Annotated in this window: 19 protein-coding genes and 1 pseudogene; 13 read left to right on the plus strand and 7 right to left on the minus strand. The window is 49.0% G+C overall.

The features are described from left to right. Positions 1-102: 102 nt before the first annotated feature. Positions 103-1,680 carry a DUF1800 domain-containing protein gene (locus DEF47_RS18770; protein WP_012189231.1) on the minus strand — a complete coding sequence of 526 codons (1,578 nt, stop codon included), beginning with the start codon at positions 1,678-1,680 and terminating at the stop codon, positions 103-105. 152 nt (positions 1,681-1,832) lie between these two features. Here DEF47_RS18770 and DEF47_RS18775 point away from each other — a divergent pair, with 152 nt between their 5' ends. From DEF47_RS18775 to DEF47_RS18790, 4 genes and pseudogenes are all read left to right on the plus strand, one after another. Beyond that, positions 1,833-2,813, plus strand: a complete 981-nt coding sequence (locus DEF47_RS18775; protein ID WP_012189232.1) for an aldo/keto reductase — start codon at positions 1,833-1,835, stop codon at positions 2,811-2,813. A gap of 94 nt (positions 2,814-2,907) precedes the next feature. Beyond that, positions 2,908-3,729: a hypothetical protein gene (locus DEF47_RS18780; RefSeq protein ID WP_012189233.1), complete on the plus strand. Its 822-nt coding sequence runs from the start codon at positions 2,908-2,910 to the stop codon at positions 3,727-3,729. Positions 3,730-3,907: 178 nt separating this feature from the next. Further along, positions 3,908-4,300, plus strand: a pseudogene (locus DEF47_RS18785) (lectin OAA family protein); the annotation flags it as partial. Positions 4,301-4,531: 231 nt separating this feature from the next. Beyond that, complete coding sequence (locus DEF47_RS18790; protein ID WP_012189235.1) at positions 4,532-4,999, plus strand: VapA/VapB family virulence-associated protein; 468 nt, start codon at positions 4,532-4,534, stop codon at positions 4,997-4,999. A gap of 53 nt (positions 5,000-5,052) precedes the next feature. On the opposite strand, the gene DEF47_RS18795 is transcribed toward DEF47_RS18790, so the two are convergent. Next, positions 5,053-5,985 (minus strand): aldo/keto reductase family protein, encoded by a 933-nt coding sequence (locus DEF47_RS18795; protein ID WP_012189236.1) that lies wholly within the window; start codon positions 5,983-5,985, stop codon positions 5,053-5,055. Between the two features lie 121 nt (positions 5,986-6,106). Here DEF47_RS18795 and DEF47_RS18800 point away from each other — a divergent pair, with 121 nt between their 5' ends. Continuing rightward, positions 6,107-6,604: a pyridoxamine 5'-phosphate oxidase family protein gene (locus DEF47_RS18800; RefSeq protein WP_012189237.1), complete on the plus strand. Its 498-nt coding sequence runs from the start codon at positions 6,107-6,109 to the stop codon at positions 6,602-6,604. 148 nt (positions 6,605-6,752) lie between these two features. After that, positions 6,753-7,301 (plus strand): hypothetical protein, encoded by a 549-nt coding sequence (locus DEF47_RS18805; RefSeq protein ID WP_012189238.1) that lies wholly within the window; start codon positions 6,753-6,755, stop codon positions 7,299-7,301. Between the two features lie 21 nt (positions 7,302-7,322). Here the strand turns inward: DEF47_RS18805 and DEF47_RS18810 are convergent, their stop codons facing one another. Together DEF47_RS18810 and DEF47_RS18815 are read right to left on the minus strand one after the other, a co-directional pair. Continuing rightward, on the minus strand, positions 7,323-8,438 hold the full coding sequence (locus tag DEF47_RS18810; RefSeq protein ID WP_012189239.1) for a hypothetical protein: 1,116 nt from the start codon (positions 8,436-8,438) through the stop codon (positions 7,323-7,325). An 81-nt stretch (positions 8,439-8,519) separates the two neighbouring features. Further along, positions 8,520-9,059, minus strand: coding sequence for a hypothetical protein (locus tag DEF47_RS18815; protein WP_012189240.1), 540 nt, complete (start codon positions 9,057-9,059; stop codon positions 8,520-8,522). Between the two features lie 122 nt (positions 9,060-9,181). Here DEF47_RS18815 and DEF47_RS18820 point away from each other — a divergent pair, with 122 nt between their 5' ends. The 7 genes from DEF47_RS18820 (at position 9,182) to DEF47_RS18850 (ending at position 15,299) form a co-directional block, all read left to right on the plus strand. Next, positions 9,182-10,864 carry a class I adenylate-forming enzyme family protein gene (locus DEF47_RS18820; protein WP_012189241.1) on the plus strand — a complete coding sequence of 561 codons (1,683 nt, stop codon included), beginning with the start codon at positions 9,182-9,184 and terminating at the stop codon, positions 10,862-10,864. 24 nt (positions 10,865-10,888) lie between these two features. Continuing rightward, positions 10,889-11,704, plus strand: a complete 816-nt coding sequence (trpA, locus tag DEF47_RS18825; protein ID WP_012189242.1) for a tryptophan synthase subunit alpha — start codon at positions 10,889-10,891, stop codon at positions 11,702-11,704. Between the two features lie 137 nt (positions 11,705-11,841). Then, positions 11,842-12,918: a permease gene (locus tag DEF47_RS18830; protein WP_012189243.1), complete on the plus strand. Its 1,077-nt coding sequence runs from the start codon at positions 11,842-11,844 to the stop codon at positions 12,916-12,918. A 5-nt stretch (positions 12,919-12,923) separates the two neighbouring features. Then, entirely contained in the window at positions 12,924-13,622 is a 699-nt protein-coding gene (locus DEF47_RS18835; RefSeq protein ID WP_012189244.1) for a TIGR03943 family putative permease subunit, read from the plus strand. A gap of 18 nt (positions 13,623-13,640) precedes the next feature. After that, the gene (locus DEF47_RS18840; protein ID WP_012189245.1) at positions 13,641-13,904 is read left to right on the plus strand and encodes a hypothetical protein; all 264 of its coding nucleotides are present in this window, start codon (positions 13,641-13,643) and stop codon (positions 13,902-13,904) included. 210 nt (positions 13,905-14,114) lie between these two features. Next, positions 14,115-15,062, plus strand: coding sequence for an NAD(+)/NADH kinase (locus DEF47_RS18845; RefSeq protein WP_012189246.1), 948 nt, complete (start codon positions 14,115-14,117; stop codon positions 15,060-15,062). A gap of 3 nt (positions 15,063-15,065) precedes the next feature. Next, on the plus strand, positions 15,066-15,299 hold the full coding sequence (locus DEF47_RS18850; protein ID WP_012189247.1) for a DUF951 domain-containing protein: 234 nt from the start codon (positions 15,066-15,068) through the stop codon (positions 15,297-15,299). Positions 15,300-15,383: 84 nt separating this feature from the next. On the opposite strand, the gene DEF47_RS18855 is transcribed toward DEF47_RS18850, so the two are convergent. From DEF47_RS18855 to DEF47_RS18865, 3 genes are all read right to left on the minus strand, one after another. Then, complete coding sequence (locus DEF47_RS18855; RefSeq protein ID WP_012189248.1) at positions 15,384-15,914, minus strand: flavodoxin domain-containing protein; 531 nt, start codon at positions 15,912-15,914, stop codon at positions 15,384-15,386. A gap of 46 nt (positions 15,915-15,960) precedes the next feature. Further along, the gene (locus DEF47_RS18860) at positions 15,961-16,806 is read right to left on the minus strand and encodes an NmrA family NAD(P)-binding protein (protein WP_012189249.1); all 846 of its coding nucleotides are present in this window, start codon (positions 16,804-16,806) and stop codon (positions 15,961-15,963) included. A gap of 67 nt (positions 16,807-16,873) precedes the next feature. Then, complete coding sequence (locus DEF47_RS18865; RefSeq protein ID WP_012189250.1) at positions 16,874-17,716, minus strand: MerR family transcriptional regulator; 843 nt, start codon at positions 17,714-17,716, stop codon at positions 16,874-16,876. Positions 17,717-17,935: the final 219 nt, after the last annotated feature.

Here is a 17,935-nt window from a genome sequence, read left to right on the forward strand (position 1 = left end):
CGATTAACTACCTGAATTGCTAACCAATGGTTTACTACCGTTTAATCAGCATTCGTGTTCTTCGTGGCCTTCGTGGTTAAAAATCGTTCCCCCATGTGCTTATCAGCACAATTGAAATTCAGGGCTGGTCAGCAATAGGCCAAGTAGGCCAGCGATTTTAGTTTGATCAACGGTTGGGTTTGGTGATTGGCTATCATTTAAATAATCGATTAAACTGGCTCGCGACTCGGCGGCAAGGCTTAAATTGAGATAATCGGCTAGCGTATCGACCAATTCGCTGGCTTGGCTTGGCTGTTTGGCGAATTTAGGGACATCGGTTTTTAGGCCGTCGATTCGACCTTCAGCGAGTGCAAAGGCCAGATTCCAACGACTGAGCATCGCGCCAGTGTTGATCCAAGCGCTGCTGATTTGGGGATAGCCATCGGGTGGAGGCCAGTTGAAAAACATTTGGCCTAAGGTTTCCAATTGATCAAGGAGGTTGTTTTTACCCTTGAAGGCTTGTTTGGTGATGCTGCTATTGGTAGCGCGAATGGCTGAAATTAACAGATGCATGGGCTGTTTGATTTTTTGCTGAGCAGCGGCCAAAAACTCAGCGGAGTTGACTAACATGTTGAGCATGGCGCGAATATCGGTATCGTGCTGAAGATACGCTTGAGCAACCCGCTCAACTAAATCAGCTGGTGGATCATCGCTGACGAAGCGTAGGCAGAGCTTATAGGCCAATCGTTGGGCAGTTTTAGGGTGTTCAGCCAACAGCTTTAACAATAATTCGCCCTCTTCGATTTCGCCATCGGCAGCCAAATCTAGCTGCAGAAAATCGATTCGTTTGGCCATAACATCGTGAAATTTGGGCAGAAATTGGAAAAGTCCAGGCTGCTCGCTGTTGGCTCGGGTGATTGTCCAGCCCGTCAAAACACGGGCAACTGCTTGGACATCGGCTTGGCTATAGCCTGCATCAGCCCCGACGGTATGCAGTTCGAGCAGTTCGCGGGCATAATTTTCATTCAAGCCAAGCATCTTCTTGCCAACCTTAACTCCAGGTCGCACGTTTTCGGCATTATCGAGATAGACCAACATGGCTGGGCTTTTGGCCGAAGCCAGCAATAAATCACGGAATTTACCGAGCGCATGCTGGCGAATTACTTCACGATCATCAGCCGTTTTGAGCCATTTGACCTGATTTTTGCCAATGTAAATATTGAAATGGTTGCTCCAAAAATCGACCATTAGCTCGAATAGTTGGCGTTGGCTGCTCGCTGCCCGCAATAAACTAGCGGCTTGAAGCTCGCGCATAATCAGGCGTGGGCCGTTCGCACCTTTGGGATAGTGCTCGATTAAATGGGCACTAGAGAGCTTGAGGGTTGTAAATTGAGCCAATTGTTGCTCAAGTGCTGAGTCGTCAAGCTGGCTTGGGTTTAATTGCTGTTCAAGGTAGGCATCCCAACCGAGGGCTTGAACTTGCTCAATTTGGCCGGGCAATGGGCCATAGCTGAGCCGATTGAGCAAATGGCGAATTGCCACACGGCTGCGATGATCGCCGTTGGTCGGAGCTTCAAGCTCCCAGGTTGGCTGGGCGATTGCGCTAGGAGCCGCCCGATCACAGGCGCTTAGCCAGAGGGGGAGCACACTATAGGCAGCGGCCAGTCCACTGATTTTCAAAAAATTTCGTCGATTCAGCATCAGCAAACCTCCTGCTGGATGGGTCGGTTTGGTCGGTGCTGCTAGATTATGAGTAAACAATGAAGAAATAATGAAGACATTTCGGCGATTAAAAGTATGTTACCCTAAACCTGGGCTGAAGCCTGCCCAAGGTTTTGGATAGTGAGGATAGTATGCTGAAAACCCCACTCTATACCATTTCACGCACCGATCTCCAGATGGCTCCGATTGGCTATGGATGTATGACGATTGGTGGGAATTGGAGCACTGAACCGTGGACTAGTAGCGAGTATGAGATCGGTCGCAAGGCCTTAGCGGCGGCACTTGAACAATCAATTACGTTGTTTGATCATGCTGATATTTATACCCGTGGTAAATCCGAACGGCTCTTTGGTGAACTTTTAGCCGAACAACCAAGCCTACGCCAGCAGATTGTTTTACAATCGAAGTGTGGTATTCGCTTTGCTGATGAGCCGCCTGGCTCGCCGCAACGCTATGATTTTAGCTATGAGCACATTATTACATCGGTTGAAGGCAGCCTCAAACGCCTGAATACCGATCATCTTGACCTTTTGCTTTTACATCGACCCGATATGTTAGTGGAGCCAGAAGAAATTGCGCAAGCCTTTGATCAATTGCAGCAGAGTGGCAAAGTTCGTTATTTTGGGGTTAGTAATCACTCTCCAGCCCAAATCGATTTAATTCAGGCTGCGCTCGATCAACCATTGGTGGTTAATCAAGTGCAACTGAGTTTGCTGCACCATCAGTTGATTAGCGAAGGCATTGATACCAATCGTAGCAACTTGCCGTTTAATGCGGCCTTTGGCTTATTGGATTATTGTCGCCTGCACAAAATTCAAATTCAGGCATGGGGACCATTGTCGGCTGGGCAGCTCGTTAATTTCAATGACGATGCACCAGCGAATGTTAAAGCTACTGCTGCACTGGTAAATCAGCTGGCTGAACAGTATGACGTAAGCTCGGAAGCGATCCAGTTGGCCTGGTTGCTACGTCATCCGGCCCAAATTTTGCCGATTATTGGCACAACCAATCCAGGCCGAATTGCTGCTACCAAACAAGCCTTGCAAATCGAACTCAGTCGTGAAGAATGGTATCATCTGTTGGCCGCCGCTCGCACTGCGAATGTGCCATAGCTTGGTAATTGACATAACCTTTTGTAACACCTGTGTAACATGACCTCGCTAAACTCAGCCTATCTAAAATGCTGATTGTTTAGCGAGGTTTTGCATGCGATGGCTCTCTTACTTCTTTCTGATTGTGATTTTGCTGGGACTAAGCATTATCGTGATTGCTGTAGCCCCAATCTTTGGATTGGTAATTACAGGCTCGCTAGTGATAGTCTTGTATCTCGTGTTTTATCTCTGGCCAATTATTGGGGCTTGGTTAAGTTGGTATAGCCTAGGCTTGATTTATCAGCCTAAAAAGAAGTTGCGTTACTGGGGTTTCGCTATTCTTAGCACTATCTATGGGCTGGGCATCTTATGCTTAACGATCCATGATTTGTGGCCGTTTGGCGATTGGATCTTGCTGGGCAACAGCCTTGGGATTCTTGTGCGCAGCGGATTGTATGAGTGGCGAGTTGCTCAAGGGCGGCTTCGACGATTAAGCATTAACCTGTTGGTGGCGGTTATCCTGCCGCTGACTGTCAAAGCATTCGTCGAATATCCTTTAATCAAAGCTCAAGATTGTATGATGCAAGTGGCGCTTGATCAAACAGCTGAGAAACTGGCGCAACGTCAGCTTCAGCATGGCAAATATCCGCCCTATTTGGCCTTCGATCTTGAATTTGATGCCAATGCCTTGGATGGGCAATGTCAAGCATTACTGCAAAAAACAGATCGCTCTTCGCTCTCTATCGCCGATTATGAATATTCAACGTGGCTCTATCAACCGACAGCAACAGGTTATCGCTTAGGCTATTGGTCGCGAGCAATTCGCTTGCTTGAATCAACGTTATTCTATCGGGTATGTTGGTATGACCCGTCCACCCAACGTAGCGATTGCCAATTTACTACTGAAGAAATCGTATATCAATTTAAGCAAAAATAGACACCTAAACGTATTCAGGATTGATTGCTGGATAACGTTTAATAGATAGAACCAGCAACGAGCCAATGTAATATCACGTTCAATCAAAGCTCCCATCAACGCCTGAGCTGCTTTGCGATGGCCTGTGGCTGAGTTCTTTGGTACAACGGTTTAGTTAGGAGGACAACCGATGAGCGTGTATTGGGTTGAAAATCAATGGGGCGGCGATAGTGCTCCATGGCATCCAGGCGGTACATGGGTGTTAGGTGCTCGTGATAACCAAAATGTTGTGGCGATCAATATTTCCTCCGCTGATAATGGCCAAACATTTACTGGCACGATGACCTACATCAATGAAGGCCCAATCGGATTCCGCGCAACCCGTACCAGTGCCAACAACTATGCTGTCGAAAACCAATGGGGCGGCGATAGCGCTCCATGGCATCCAGGCGGCCATTGGATTATTGGAACGCGTGATAATCAAAATCCAGTTAATCTTGATGTTGATTCGCGTGATGGTGGCCAAACCCTCAATGGCACGATGGTCTATGCTGGCGAAGGGCCAATCGGTTTTCGCGGTAAGCTCCAGTAACGATTAATTTTCAACCAGTCATGGCGAAACGGCCATGGCTGGTTTTTTTGTGGTTTAAATTTAAATAATGATTTAATGGTTTTTGATTTATTAATATGATAATTTTATGATTGATTATAGTAGATTAATTTGTGAAATTTTGCTGATAAAATTCAGGATTGTGCTTGATTCAACGTTTTAATCATGAATCGATTCAAACGACATCAGAATTTGTGTAGTAAAGGAATTATTATGACGACTCAACAACAAATTGATTATGCCTCGATTGCTAAAGCTCAATATGATGCGACAATTGAATCAATCAAGCAATCATTTCCTGATGCGAGTAAAAATGCCCTAGAAAAATCAGCTGCCAGCTCAACCACAACTGCAACTGGCTCGGCAACTTTTGCAACCGCCTTTATCTATGGTACGTGTACCTGCGATTTGACCTTTGATAATGGCCAAAAGACCCATTTTTATGGCACCATGTGGGGAATAGGGATTGGTGGCGGAACCAGCGCTGGTGCCTATATCGGCGTACCCGCTAATCAATTGGTTGGCGATTGCAGCTTCCAAGTGACAGTGGTTTCGGGGGTTGCTGGCGCTGTGACGATTCAGTTCTGGCGGGGCAACGATTACCTTGGTAATTTTACTGGGGCAGCCTTGGCCGTGGCAGCATCGGTTACTGGTGGCAGCGGCGAATGGACTATGAAATAATTAAGCTTTTGAAGCAGCCCCACCAACGAGATCGTTGGTGGGGCTGTGCTATTTTAGGCCAGAATTGCCTCAATTTGGGCTTGGACATCAGCGCTCAATTGAACTTCGCCAGCTTTGATGTTATCGAGCACATGCTCAGGTTTGGTTGCGCCAGTAATGACCGAGCTAATTTGCGGCAAACGCAACACCCAAGCCAAGGCCAATTGGCTGGTGGTTAGGCCAAGATCGCCAGCAATCGTGGTTAATTGGCGTACCTTATTCAAGTTATTTTCGTTGAGTTCACGATCAAGCCATTTGGTGGTGGCTCCGCGACTGCCCTCTGGCAAGCCCGCATTATATTTGCCAGTTAACAAGCCTTGGGCCAAAGGACTCCAAACCGTCAAGCCAAGGCCATGTTGCTCACAGGTTGGGATGATCGCTGGCTCGATGTGGCGATCAAGCATGTTGTAGCGTGGTTGTTCAACTTGCGGCAAATAGCCATTATATTGTTTGGCGATGCTGACCGCTTGCTCAATTTGCTCAGCTTCCCAGACGCTAGTTCCCCAATAGAGAATTTTGCCAGCCTGCACCAAATCGCTCATTGCGCGGACAGTTTCTTCGAGTGGCGTGTTGGCATCGAAACGGTGGCAGAAATAAATATCCAAATAATCGGTACCAAAATGGCGCAAACTTTTATCAATTGATTCCATAATATGTTTGCGACTTAGCCCTTGATCGTTCACATTGTTGCTCATCGGCCAATAGAGCTTGGAAGAAAGCACCAAATCCGAGCGTTTGTAATCGCGGATTACGCCGCCAACCACTTTTTCAGCTTCGCCGTAGGCATATGCATCGGCAACATCGATAAAATTGATGCCATTGTCGATTGCTGCCCGCAAACATTGGGCGGCTTGATCGCCTTCGACACTGCCGCCGTAGGTCAACCATGCGCCGAGCGATACCGCACTTACCCGCATGCCTGCTTTGCCTAACCGTCGATATTCCACAGAAGCCTCCTCAGGAAGATATGCTGAAATTACAATTTGATCATACCACGAATTGGAATGGTTCTTGGCATAGCTCTTGCCTTGGTTATGCAGTGGAAAACGTGTTATGGAGGATACTGCAATGCAAGATCAAACAACTACCCAACAAAATATTAGCAAAGTCGCCGAGCAATTGAAAGGCTTTAAGTTGGCGATGTTAACCACGGTTGCTAGCGACAATTCGTTGCATAGCCGCCCGATGGTGGTGCAACAAAAAGAATTTGATGGCGATTTGTGGTTTATGACTGGGCGTGATAGCGGCAAAATTGCTGAGTTAAGCCAATCCAAGCAAGTAAATGTCGCCTTTGTTGATGTTGATGACTCACGCTATGTTTCGCTGAGTGGTACAGGCCAAATTGTTGATGATCGGGCCAAAATCAAAGAACTTTGGACTCCGCTGGCGAAAGCCTGGTTTAAAGATGAAAACGACCCTAATATTGTTTTAATTAAGGTCGAGCCGCAAATTGTCGAATATTGGGATACGCCCAACAGTACCTTTGTGCAAGTGGCTGGTTTTTTGTCGGCGCTGGTTACGGGCGAACGCCCCGAAATTGGGGAGCATGGCAAGGTTAAGCTTTAAATATTAACTTTTGGCTCAAAATTAAGGTCAGTTGCTTATTGCAACTGGCCTTTTTTAATATTAACTGAACATATGTGCTTGACATAGAAATTTTGTTCTGGTATAGTCAAAATGGGTTACTGAAGCAACTACGAAATGAGGCATTCTAATGGCAACAATTCTGCAAATTCCCTCGCTGCGCGATCAACAAAGCCGTGAAGTTAAGCGTTTGCTGATGAAGCATTTACGCAGCTTCAGCGATACGCTTGAAGTTAATGATGTTGCCCATGTGCCGTTGTATCAACAATTAGCAGTCAATATTGTCTGGAAAGTGCGCATGCCTCCCTGTTCCAAGCGCAGCATCCGAATTGCCTTCTACTATGATGAAATTGGCAACGATCAACAGCTTTTTATTCCAACTTGGCAAGCCGACCCCGACCCCGCCAGTCGTTTGAGCATTACGGCGGCTGAATATTGGTATAGCTATGTTGCCGCTACCAGCAAAGTGTATGTTTTGCCCGTGGCCCAACTACGGCCATGGTTCGCTCAACAGAGCCAGCATTTAGCAGCTCATGAAGTTATCCAACAACTGCCCGAACAACCAGCCTCGATTCAAGCGATTGGGCGGTTTGTGCCAACCCAACGGTTGTTACGCGAACTGGACGAACTTGAGATTTGGCCACTTAATCGTTTGCAGCCGAGCAAACGGGTTGCGTAGCTCGGCTGCAATTGGCAATAATTAACCTAATTTGGCAACTTGATCTTGAATTTGCACAATTGCTGCATCGCGTAAGCCTTGGGCGATGCCACGATCACCGAGATTGCTGGCGATGGCAAAAATGGTGCCGGCCCGCAAGACTTCGCTAGCAATAGGCCGCCATGGCAGTGGCTCTGGCTCGGCGCTGTATTGATCAAGCACTTGGCCAAGTGACCATGGGCCTGGCCATGGGAACGGCCAGCGTGGGCAAATATCATCGCCATCTTCCCAGCCAACCAAACTTCCACCGTAACCAGCCATTTTGCGAGCACTGCCCTGAATTTGCACAATAATTGCTTTGCTGCGGGCGCGACCAAGTGCCGCATTGTGCATGGATTGGCCTAAACCATAGTTGATTAAACCTTTGGTTAATGTGCCAAGCTCAAGTAATGGCTGCGATGTAGGAATACTTGGCTTGCGGATTGGAGGGAACGGCCATGGCCACCAAGGTGGGCAAATATCATCGCCTGGCTCCCATGCGGCAAAGCTACTTGAGCCTTTCAAGGTTGCCAGGTGGCTGCGTAATTCGCCGCGAGCTAAACGCAAATTTTCGGCTTGCAAGGTTTGGTCGCCATATTGAAAGGCCATGTTGAAGGCATCAAGGCTGCGATGGAGGTCAAGTACTACCAAACCGCCAGCAGGAATCCGCTCAATTGGCGTGAATAATTGTTCTTTGAGCCGCCACCAAGGACGTGGCCACCACCAAGGACGTGGTTCGTAGTCGTCGTCGGGGTTGGGGGTGTAGCTCAGGCTGGTAACGTTATCGCTGGCGTTTTGCAAACCAGCGAGGTTTATTTCTAAATCGGCTAAGGCCAAGCCATAAACTTTTTGGGCAAAACGCGTGTCGCTGGTGACGGCACTCATTGCCAGCAAGGTCAACGAGCGAAATGCTCGCCGCGCAAATTGGGCACTGGCTGGAATCTCGCCTGTGGTGGCGGCAATGCTTTCGCTTTGGGCAGGCTTAGTATTGGCTGCCGCTTGATCAAAGGCACTCAATGCCCCAGCAGTTGCTAAGGCTGCCAACCCACTATTGCGCAAAAATGAGCGTCGTGAACTTGCTTGGTTGCCAATATCGTCAAACGAATCGTGAATCCCCATTGAAATCCTCCGAACGAAAATAACTCTTCGATGCCATTAAGACGCAATGGGGATTGCTGGGCTTTCCTTCGAGCAATTGATTTAGCTGCGATTGAACAGCCGTTTGATTTTTTTGCCGGCTTTGCTCAATTGGGCTTGAATGGCAAAACTTTGTTTGACCGACTGTGGCAGGTGCTCAGTCCAGTAGTGAGTGGTTTTGGCGACGACCGTAATCACACTTTTGATTTCGCTTTTGAGGCTGAAATCTTGATGAATTGGCACAAGCAGCTGTTGACCAGTAGCCTGCGCCGCAACATGTTCTTGATTGATTGCGCCAGCTAGCCACTGAGCTTGACCAACAATCGGACATTCGATCGCCAACCACTCGGGCTTTTCGCCGATATGGGCGCTCAAGCCGCTGACTTCGTAGATACCGCGACATAACTCAGCATAGACCTGCATATAGTTGGGATGCTGGGGATTGGCATTGATTTGGATTGGGATGTTTGCCTCGGCACCGCGATGGGCTGGCCCACCCTCAAGCGCTAAATCGCAGAATGTTTCCCACATATTGGCCCAATCGACCTCGCCATCTTCGCGATATTTAATTGGCGCGGCGGCCATTGGTTGTTGCTCTGTCATCACTCACATTCCTTGCTTGTATGAATCTGTGACTCGCTATTTTAACTTAATTCTTCGCCACAGCATCGTTTATAATGGTGCGGCTGTTCGCTGTGTGCTATCCGTTAAGGAGTATTTGTGCAATGACGCACCCTGAGCTTGATCCAACGACAATGCAGTTGTTGAATGCTGCCCATACCTACACTGGAATTCCTGCCACGACGGTGCAAACGCCATGGTCTTCGTTGGCTGAGCTATTGCAAGCTCGAGCAGCCAGCGAAGCTCAACGCGAATATTTGGCCTATTTTAATGATCATGCTGGCGAGGAAATTCGTTGGAGCTATGCCGATTTGTTTGAGCGAGCGGCTCGAATTGCCAATTTGCTTACGACAGTTTATGGGGTGCAGCATGGCGAACGGGTTGCCACGTTGGCCTATAATCACCCCGACACGGTGGCAATTTATGCAGCCTGTTGGTTAATTGGGGCCACAATTGCGCCACAAAATGTTGGCGAAGATGATCAGCGGATTGGCTTTATTTTAGGCAATGCTGCGGTTCGGGTGGTGTTGGCGCGAACCGAATACCTCGAACGGGCCAAGCTTATTTGTAGCCATGCCGCTGGGGTTGAGCATGTGGTGGCCTTGGATGCTGATTTTGAGCAAGCGTTGGCGGCTCAAGCTATAACTTTTCAGCCGACTCAAGCGCCAAGCCTTGATGATGAAGCGTTGTTGGTTTATACCTCGGGCACAACTGGTGCTCCCAAGGGCGTGCAACTGAGCCACTATAATTTGCTGGCCGATTGTACTGGGATTATGCGCTGGCATGGGATTGATGCAACCAGCCGTTTGATGGCAATTTTGCCAATTCATCACGTGAATGGAATTGTGGTGACCTTGGTTACGCCCTTGCTGGCCAAGGCTTCGGTTGTGCTGAATCGGGCATTTAGTGCAAGCACATTTTGGCAGCGCATCGCCAACGAAGGCGTGCAGATTGTTTCGGTTGTGCCAACAATTTTGCAATATTTATGCGAAGGCAAACCAGAACACAGCCAATTTGAACGCAGCCACTTGCGCTATTTAATTTGTGGGGCTGGTACGCTGCCCGTTGCCCTCGCCAAACGTTTTTACGATCAATTTGGGGTGCGGGTGCTCCATGGATATGGGCTGTCCGAAACTACATGCTATTCATGCTTCTTACCAACCAATCTGAGTGATGCCGAATATCGCCATTGGATGGAAGATTTTGGCTATCCGAGCATTGGCGTGGCAATTTGGCCGAACGAAATGGCAGTGCATGATCCCCAAGGCCATGCCTTATCCGAAGGTGAGCGTGGCGAGATTGTGATTCGCGGCCATAATGTGATGATGGGCTATTTCAATCGACCTGATGCTAACGCCGAAGCCTTTAAGTATGGCTGGTTTCGCTCTGGCGACGAAGGCTTTTATCAATGGGATGCCCAAGGTCGCCAATTTTTGTTTATCACGGGCCGCCTCAAAGAACTGATCAATCGTGGTGGGGTAAAATATAGCCCATTTGAGATTGAGGAAGTGCTGTTGGCCGTACCTGGAGTGCGCACCGCCTTAGCGATCGCCTTCCCTAATAATTGGTATGGCGAGGAAGTTGGGGCGTATATTGTGCCCGAAGATGGCGCACAACTTGATGCGCAAGCAATTTTGGCCCATTGCCGTGCCCACATGCCCTTTGCTAAATGCCCAAAAGTTGTGGTATTTGGCACTGAAATTCCGGTTACTGCAACGGGCAAGTATCAACGCTTGCGCCTGCAAGAACTCTTTGCCGAATGGAATGACAGCCAGTTTCGTGAGTAGGTGGCTGCTGTAGTTGAGGACGCTATGAGCCGAATTGCCCAAACTTTTGAACGCTTAGCCAGCCAAGGTCGGACAGCCCTGATGCCATTTTTGACGATTGGCTACCCTGAGCGTGATTCTGCCCTGAGTTTAGCCCAAGCCTTGGTTGCTGGCGGCGCAGATATGCTTGAGCTTGGCATGCCCTTTTCTGATCCGTTGGCCGATGGCGCGACGATTCAACGTACCACCGATATTGCCCTAACCAATGGAGTGGATATTGGGTTTTGTTTGGAGACGGTGCGCCAATTACGAGCGACTGGCATGAGCATTCCGTTATTGCTGATGGGCTATTTCAACCCTATGTTTCAATATGGCGTTGAACGGTTTGTGGCCGAAGCTAAAGCGGCGGGTGCTGATGGTTTTATCGTGCCTGATTTACCACCTGAGGAGGCCGACGAATTTCATGCTGCGGCCAAAGCCCATGAGTTGGATTTGGTGTTCTTGTTGGCTCCAACCTCGACTGATGCCCGTATCGCCAAGATTGCCAGCCTGTCGTCGGGGTTTATCTACTGTGTGGCATTGCGCGGCGTAACTGGTGCGCGGGCTGCGTTGGCAGACGATTTGGGTGATTTCTTGGCGCGAGTACGCCAATATAGCCAATTGCCGCGTGCGGTTGGCTTTGGCATCTCCAAACCTGAACATGTGGCCGCAGTTGCCAAAATGGCTGAAGGGGCAATTTGCGCCAGTGCCTTGCTCGATTATATTGGCAATTTGCCCGCCGAAGAGCGTGCTACTGGAGCGCAACAGTTTGTGCAAAGCTTGCGCGATGCTGCTGATCGGGCTACGGGCTATCAACAATAATTTAGATGGTTGATCTCCGCATCTTGCTTTAAATGAGCTGGGTGTGGGGATCAACCATCTATCGACCTTGATTGTGCTGTTTTCAGCGATGGTATTTTCGGGTATCATGGCAACAGTCGAACCAACGAGGTGTCCCCATGGCTGTTGTCAGTATCGATGTTAAACCCAAAAACCAACGCAAATGGCTACTCTTTTTCGCGCCAATCATCGGCATTCTTGGGCTGTGGCTGGCGAGCGGCTGGCTTGTCCCAAGCAATTTAGCCCCCTTAACCAACAAACTTCAAGGCTTAGTCACCACCTTTCAAGGGATTTTTATTGAGGCGCTGCCCTTTCTTAGTGCAGGGGTGATTGTTTCGGTATTAATTGGCGAGTTCGTCAAGCCGCAGCATTTGGCCAGTTTTGTGCCCCAAAATGCCTTTGGAGCCTCAATTTTTGGCTCGCTTTTGGGCTTGCTGTTTCCGGTCTGCGAGTGTGGGGCGATTCCAACCAGTCGGCGGTTGTTGCGCAAAGGCGCACCAGCCTCAATGGGAATTGCCTTTGCCTTAGCGGCCCCCGTGGTCAACCCAATTGTGCTGATCTCAACCTCGATTGCCTTTGGCGATGTGCGTTGGGCTTTGGCGCGGGTCGGCTTTACAATCATCATTGCCTTAACAATTGGCTTGATTATTGGAGCTGGAATTAAACGCGAAGCAATTTTGACCCCACTTGCCCTAACCCCCGATGTTGAACATGATCATAGCCATTGCGACCATGATCATGGTGCTTGCGACCATACCCACGAACAACCCAAGGGTCGTTTGGCAGGCCTGATTGCCCACGGCAGCGTTGAATTTTTTGAGATGGCCCAGTATTTGGTGATGGGTTCGTTGTTGGCAGCGACTATGCAAACCTTCATTCCCCAATCGGCCTTGCTCACTTTAAATGATAGCGGCATCGGCTTTTTTGCTCCGTTGTTGGGGATTGTGGTATTGATGTTGGTGGCAGTGCTGCTTTCCGTGTGTTCCACGGTTGATGCTTTTTTGGCCTTATCGTTCCTTGGCTTGTTTCATCCAGGTGCAGTCATGGCCTTTTTGGTCTTTGGCCCGATGATTGATATTAAAAGTACCTTGATGCTGACCACGACATTCCGCCGCTCAGCAGTGATGGCAATGGTCGTGCTAGCAGCCTTATTTGCAATTATTGCTGGCTTGATCAGCTATGTTGTTTTGATCTGAGGTGAATGATGCAACGTCAGGTGCTTGAGCGCTGGCTCTCGGTTGGAGTAATGTTTGGGCTTGGCGCGATGATTATCTACAAATGGCAAACCAATCGCTTGAATTTGTATATTCACCCCCGCTATACGAGCTTATTAGTTGCCACGGCGGTGGTGTTGCTTCTTGTCGCAGTTGGCATGGCCTTGACCAAAGCGCCTGCTATCCCAAAACGTATGCTGGCATTATTGACGATTCCGGTGGCCTTTGCTGTGCTTGTACCTGCTCGACCGTTGGGGGCCAATTTGGTTTCGGGTAAGGCTTTAAATGCCAATTCAAGCGATAATTTGCTAGCCCGTTGGAAAACCAATTTATCTGATGATAGCAAAAGCTGGACATTACTCGAATGGACAACCGCAGTGCGTCAGAGCGATCTGGAAGTGTTACGCGATAAGCAGGCTGCTTTTGAAGGCTTTGTTTATCGTACCCCCGATTTGCCTGCTGATGAAGTGCTGGTTGGACGGTATGTCGTAACCTGCTGTACTGCCGATGGTACCGCCTTATCATTACGAGTCAAGGCCAACAATGGCGCAGATTTTAGCAACGATCAATGGGTACGGGTTGAAGGAACGTTTGTGCCAGCTGAAATTAATGGCTCGATTGTGCCGCAAATTGCTGGAACTTTAGTGTCAATCGAGATGCCTAGCTCACCATATTTGTATCCATAAATGTATGAGGAGTTTGTGATGAAACCATGGCTTCGTCGAACGATTATTCTTTCGGGAATTAGTTTGTTGCTTGGCGCGATTTTCAAAGAATTTTCGCAGCCACGTGGGTTGCGGGTTGGGGAAGGCAAAGTCTTGGGCGTTCCCTATAGCCTGCGTCTGCCCAATGGCCACGATCTACGCCAACGCTACTGGAACGCTGAAGGTAGCCCAGTTGCACCGCCATTGTTGGGCGTTGGCTTTTATCCCAATATTCCAGCCCTGCTGCGTAAATTGCAAAAGTAAACGAGGGGTCAGAGGTCAGGGATTAAGGGCTAGAGGTATAGAGAACTTGAATAGAGAGGTTAGGGATTAAGGACTAGGGTTCAGAACTAGGAGGATAAGGGAATCATGGATCAAGGGCTAGGTGTAGATACCTAGAATCGTTACGATTTCAACTCTGACCCCTGACCCCTAGCCCCTTCATAGATCAATTTTGGAGATTGGTTGCTATTTATGACCCGTGTTGCAATCATAGCCAATCCAGCTTCAAGTAAAGATATTCGGCGGGTGGTCAGCCATGCGTCGAGTGTCTCGAACAACGAAAAAACCAGTATTGTGCGGCGGGTGTTGCAAGGCTTGGCGGCCACGCCTGTGGAAGAAGTTTGGTATTTGCCTGATCATGCTGGAATTGTGCGCAACGCCGCTGAGCGCCAACAATTGCCATTTCATTTGCAGCCGTTTGAGGGCCAATGGCACGATCACGCTGATGACACGACGTTGGCTGCCCGCTTAGCTGAACAGCATAACGTTGGTTGTTTAATCACGCTTGGGGGCGATGGTACAGCGCGTGCCGCAATCAAAGGTTCGCGCTCAATCCCCATTTTGGCGCTTTCGACCGGAACCAACAATGCTTTTCCCCAAACGGTGGAGCCAACTTTAGCTGGCTTGGCTGCCGGGAGTGTGGCCTGTTTTGCACCTACAGCGATTACGCGGCATGCCTTGCTCGAAATTTATCGTAACCACGAGTTAATTGATCTTGCATTAGTTGATGTTGCCAGCGTTGCCGATAGCCTTGGTGGACGGGCCGTTTGGGAAATTAGCAAAGTGCAGCAGGTCGTTACCACCCGTTTAACCCCTGGTACGGTTGGACTTTCGGCAATCGGCGGTCATTGTGGTGTTGCGCCTGCTGATGCCTACGCCATCCATGTACTGCTAGGAGCGGGGCGAACGATCAATGTACCGATTGCTCCAGGATTGATCGCACCCGTGGCCTTGGCTGAATCCACGTATTTGGCTGCTGGCGAAGGCATTGAGTTGCAGAGTGGGGCGATTGCGCTTGATGGCGAGCGTGAGTGGATGGCGCGGGCTGGCGAACAATGGCGGGTTAATGTGCTCGCTGAGGGCGTAGCGACTGTTGATCTTGCTGCTGCGCTAGCAGCTTTTGCTCAGCAATCGAGGTAGGTTGTGGCCCATTTAGATTTAGCAATTCATGATATTGTGCAATTGCGCAAGCCGCATCCCTGTGGCGGCTATCATTGGCGTGTTACGCGCTTGGGAGCAGATATTGGGTTGCGCTGTATGACCTGCGACCATAAAGTAATGCTACCTCGGGCCACTGTCGAGCAACGTACCAAAGCCCATTTTGATGCCGAAGGCCAACCCAAACCTGCGTCGAGTAAAGAACCTTCATCATCATAATCGAGGCGATTTCGGTAATAGTTTGGGATCACGCCCCTCGCTCGTTGTGCCTAAACGAAGGGCGTGATTTTACAATACCTATGTTTAGTGAATGCTACTAAATTTAGTAGGCAAGGTTGCAGCCCAGGCTTCAATTGCATGCCAATTGCGATAATCACCCTCACGCCAGCGACGCACTGTCATTGCGCCGCGAAAGAGGAGTCGATAGCCCAAACTAATCTTGCTCAAATCGAGTACCCCTGCAAATAGCCCTTCACTACATGGTTGTACGAAATGCCGTACAGGTTGCAACCATTGGGCTACATCGTTAAGGGTTTTTGCTGGTTGGTTGGTCATGGCCAAGGCTAAACAGGTCAGAAAAGCTGCGAATGGCTTGGTTCTCAATCCGATCTGATGTTCTTTGACGAAGGCCAAGGCTTCAGGCAACCAACGATTTTTGTGGATGGGACTGCCTGCAACGACAGCTTGATAGCTGTTTAGATGCTTTACTTGTTGCATTGGTAGGAGCGTTACTGGCAAACGCTGTTCTGTTAATACCGTTGCAATCGCTTTAGCTACCCCCATTGTTGAACCACCGCGACTAGCATAGGTTACTAAAATTGATCGAGTAGTCACATCAGACTCCTTGCATAGTTTCGTCCGAAGGTACAGTGCGGGAAAACTAGCGACTGATGCTGGTAAGCTGCCAAACTCCCCGTTTTGCAGCCTCGCGTGCAAAGTTGCTGAAATCATTCGGTTGGCGACCTAAAGCCCGTTCGACTCCATCAGTTAGGTAGGCATTGCGACCATCTAGCACTTGGCTGAACAAATATTCAACTAACCAAAGCATCTCATTGGGCCATTGTTGTTCACGCAGTGCTCCAAGATAGGTTTCAAGTGGAATTTGTTGATATTCGATTGGCTTGCCATTGGCTTGGGCAATTTCACTAATTGCTTCAGCGAAGGTCATTAACCGTGGCCCGGTAATTTCGTAAACGTGGCCTTGATGTTGTTCAATGTTGGTCAACGCTGCTACTGCCACATCGGCAATATCCTCAGCATCAATAAATGGCTCTTTGATATCGCTCGTTGGTAAGAAGATCTGACCATTCAGCAGTGGCTCGTGAAAAAACGATTCACTGAAATTTTGCATAAACCAGCCAGCTCGGACAATCGTCCAGGTTATGCCTGCGGTTTGTACCACTTGTTCACAGGCTTGGGCTTCTGGTTCACCGCGTCCCGATAGCAATACCAAATGTTGCACGCCGCTGTTTACCGCCAACTGGCAAAATGCCCGAATTGTGTCGATGGCCGCAGGGATAGCGAGGTCAGGCTGGTAGCAGATGTAGACACGTTGCACTCCTGCCAACGCTGCGGGCCAAGTTTGCTGATCGTGCCAATCGAAGCTGGGGCTGGCTGAACGTGAGCCAATCCGTATGTTCAGTTCTTGGGCTTGCAAACGAGCGACGATTCGCTGACCAGTTTTGCCAGTGCCTCCGGTGACCAAGATTAAATTGTTTGCTGTCATGGTTGTTTCCTATATAAAATCAAACCCATGAGCAGTCTAAATCTTCACGTAACGTTAACTGCAAGCCCTATTTTGCGCTACTCATCATGTTCTCATTTGGCTCGATTGGGAATTGCACCTCAGTCAGTAAATCACTGGCATCAGCGGTTTGGGGCAATTGGAGCGAAATTTCACGTGGCATACCAATTGGACGATAGCCATTCAGTTCGGCCCAGCGGCCAAGTTGCTCATAGCTGGTCAAAATGCGTTCGAGTGGGCCTTGAACAACGCTGGTTGCCATAAGTTTACTGGCGGGATGATGATTGAACTGCAATTCAAGCTGTGGAGAGATTCTGACCGGGCGATGGGTGGTTTGCTCAATAAAACAGCCAATCTCCAAATCCATATCATAGATTGAGCTATTGCTATCTTGGCAAATACAAAAGCACAAGCCATATCGTTTGCTGATGGGTAAGTGTTGGCGAATGTGTTGCATTGCCTGCAAGCCTGACTCGAAATTTGCAGCGATGATCCGTGTACTGAGCACTGGTTGGCCGGGCATTGGTTTAAGCACCACATTTAACGGCTTATCGAAGTCGTTGAGGGCATTTAATCGTGACTCAATGCGGTGAATCCGTTGCATTTCTGCGTGTAAATGGGCCTCGATCTCGGCTTTTTTTTGGCGTAAGAGCGTTTGCATTTGGTCGGCAGAAATCTGATCGTGGGTTAAATCGCGAATTTGATCGAGCGAAAACCCCAAATCTTTAAGCACCAAAATACGATTTAATGCTGGTAATTGTTCAGCGCTATAGTAACGTCGGCCATTGGCGTGGTCGATACTGGCTGGTGGAAAGAGGCCTAATTCATCGTAGTAGCGCAAAAAACGCTTAGAAACTTGGGCAATACGGGCGAATTCGCCAACAGTAAACATAGATACTACCTCGATTTGTTGAAATAGCTTACTATATCAATCCAATCGCATCCTGTGAACCCTGGTTGGGCCTTCGCGATCTTCGCGGTTGTGGCCCGCGCTTCGTGCTCCTTCGTGTGCTTCGTGGATCAGAACCATGGCATTTGACAAGGGTGGCGAAGGGTGGTAGAATCCTCTGGCTGTCAACGAATGACCGAATGATATTGGTCACGACACACA

Origin of the sequence: Herpetosiphon sp., assembly GCF_003512625.1 — a bacterium.
In the GTDB taxonomy this organism is placed as follows: Bacteria; Chloroflexota; Chloroflexia; order Chloroflexales; family Herpetosiphonaceae; genus Herpetosiphon; species Herpetosiphon aurantiacus.

Coding starts and splice junctions, on each gene's coding strand:
- DEF47_RS18780 (WP_012189233.1), top strand. CDS start 2,908: ATGCGATGGCTCTCTTACTTCTTTCTGATTGTGATTTTGCTGGGACTA.
- DEF47_RS18865 (WP_012189250.1), bottom strand. CDS start 17,716: ATGTTTACTGTTGGCGAATTCGCCCGTATTGCCCAAGTTTCTAAGCGT.
- DEF47_RS18805 (WP_012189238.1), top strand. CDS start 6,753: ATGGCAACAATTCTGCAAATTCCCTCGCTGCGCGATCAACAAAGCCGT.
- DEF47_RS18770 (WP_012189231.1), bottom strand. CDS start 1,680: ATGCTGAATCGACGAAATTTTTTGAAAATCAGTGGACTGGCCGCTGCC.
- DEF47_RS18835 (WP_012189244.1), top strand. CDS start 12,924: ATGATGCAACGTCAGGTGCTTGAGCGCTGGCTCTCGGTTGGAGTAATG.
- trpA (WP_012189242.1), top strand. CDS start 10,889: ATGAGCCGAATTGCCCAAACTTTTGAACGCTTAGCCAGCCAAGGTCGG.
- DEF47_RS18840 (WP_012189245.1), top strand. CDS start 13,641: ATGAAACCATGGCTTCGTCGAACGATTATTCTTTCGGGAATTAGTTTG.
- DEF47_RS18800 (WP_012189237.1), top strand. CDS start 6,107: ATGCAAGATCAAACAACTACCCAACAAAATATTAGCAAAGTCGCCGAG.
- DEF47_RS18860 (WP_012189249.1), bottom strand. CDS start 16,806: ATGACAGCAAACAATTTAATCTTGGTCACCGGAGGCACTGGCAAAACT.
- DEF47_RS18830 (WP_012189243.1), top strand. CDS start 11,842: ATGGCTGTTGTCAGTATCGATGTTAAACCCAAAAACCAACGCAAATGG.
- DEF47_RS18775 (WP_012189232.1), top strand. CDS start 1,833: ATGCTGAAAACCCCACTCTATACCATTTCACGCACCGATCTCCAGATG.
- DEF47_RS18810 (WP_012189239.1), bottom strand. CDS start 8,438: ATGGGGATTCACGATTCGTTTGACGATATTGGCAACCAAGCAAGTTCA.
- DEF47_RS18815 (WP_012189240.1), bottom strand. CDS start 9,059: ATGACAGAGCAACAACCAATGGCCGCCGCGCCAATTAAATATCGCGAA.
- DEF47_RS18845 (WP_012189246.1), top strand. CDS start 14,115: ATGACCCGTGTTGCAATCATAGCCAATCCAGCTTCAAGTAAAGATATT.
- DEF47_RS18790 (WP_012189235.1), top strand. CDS start 4,532: ATGACGACTCAACAACAAATTGATTATGCCTCGATTGCTAAAGCTCAA.
- DEF47_RS18820 (WP_012189241.1), top strand. CDS start 9,182: ATGACGCACCCTGAGCTTGATCCAACGACAATGCAGTTGTTGAATGCT.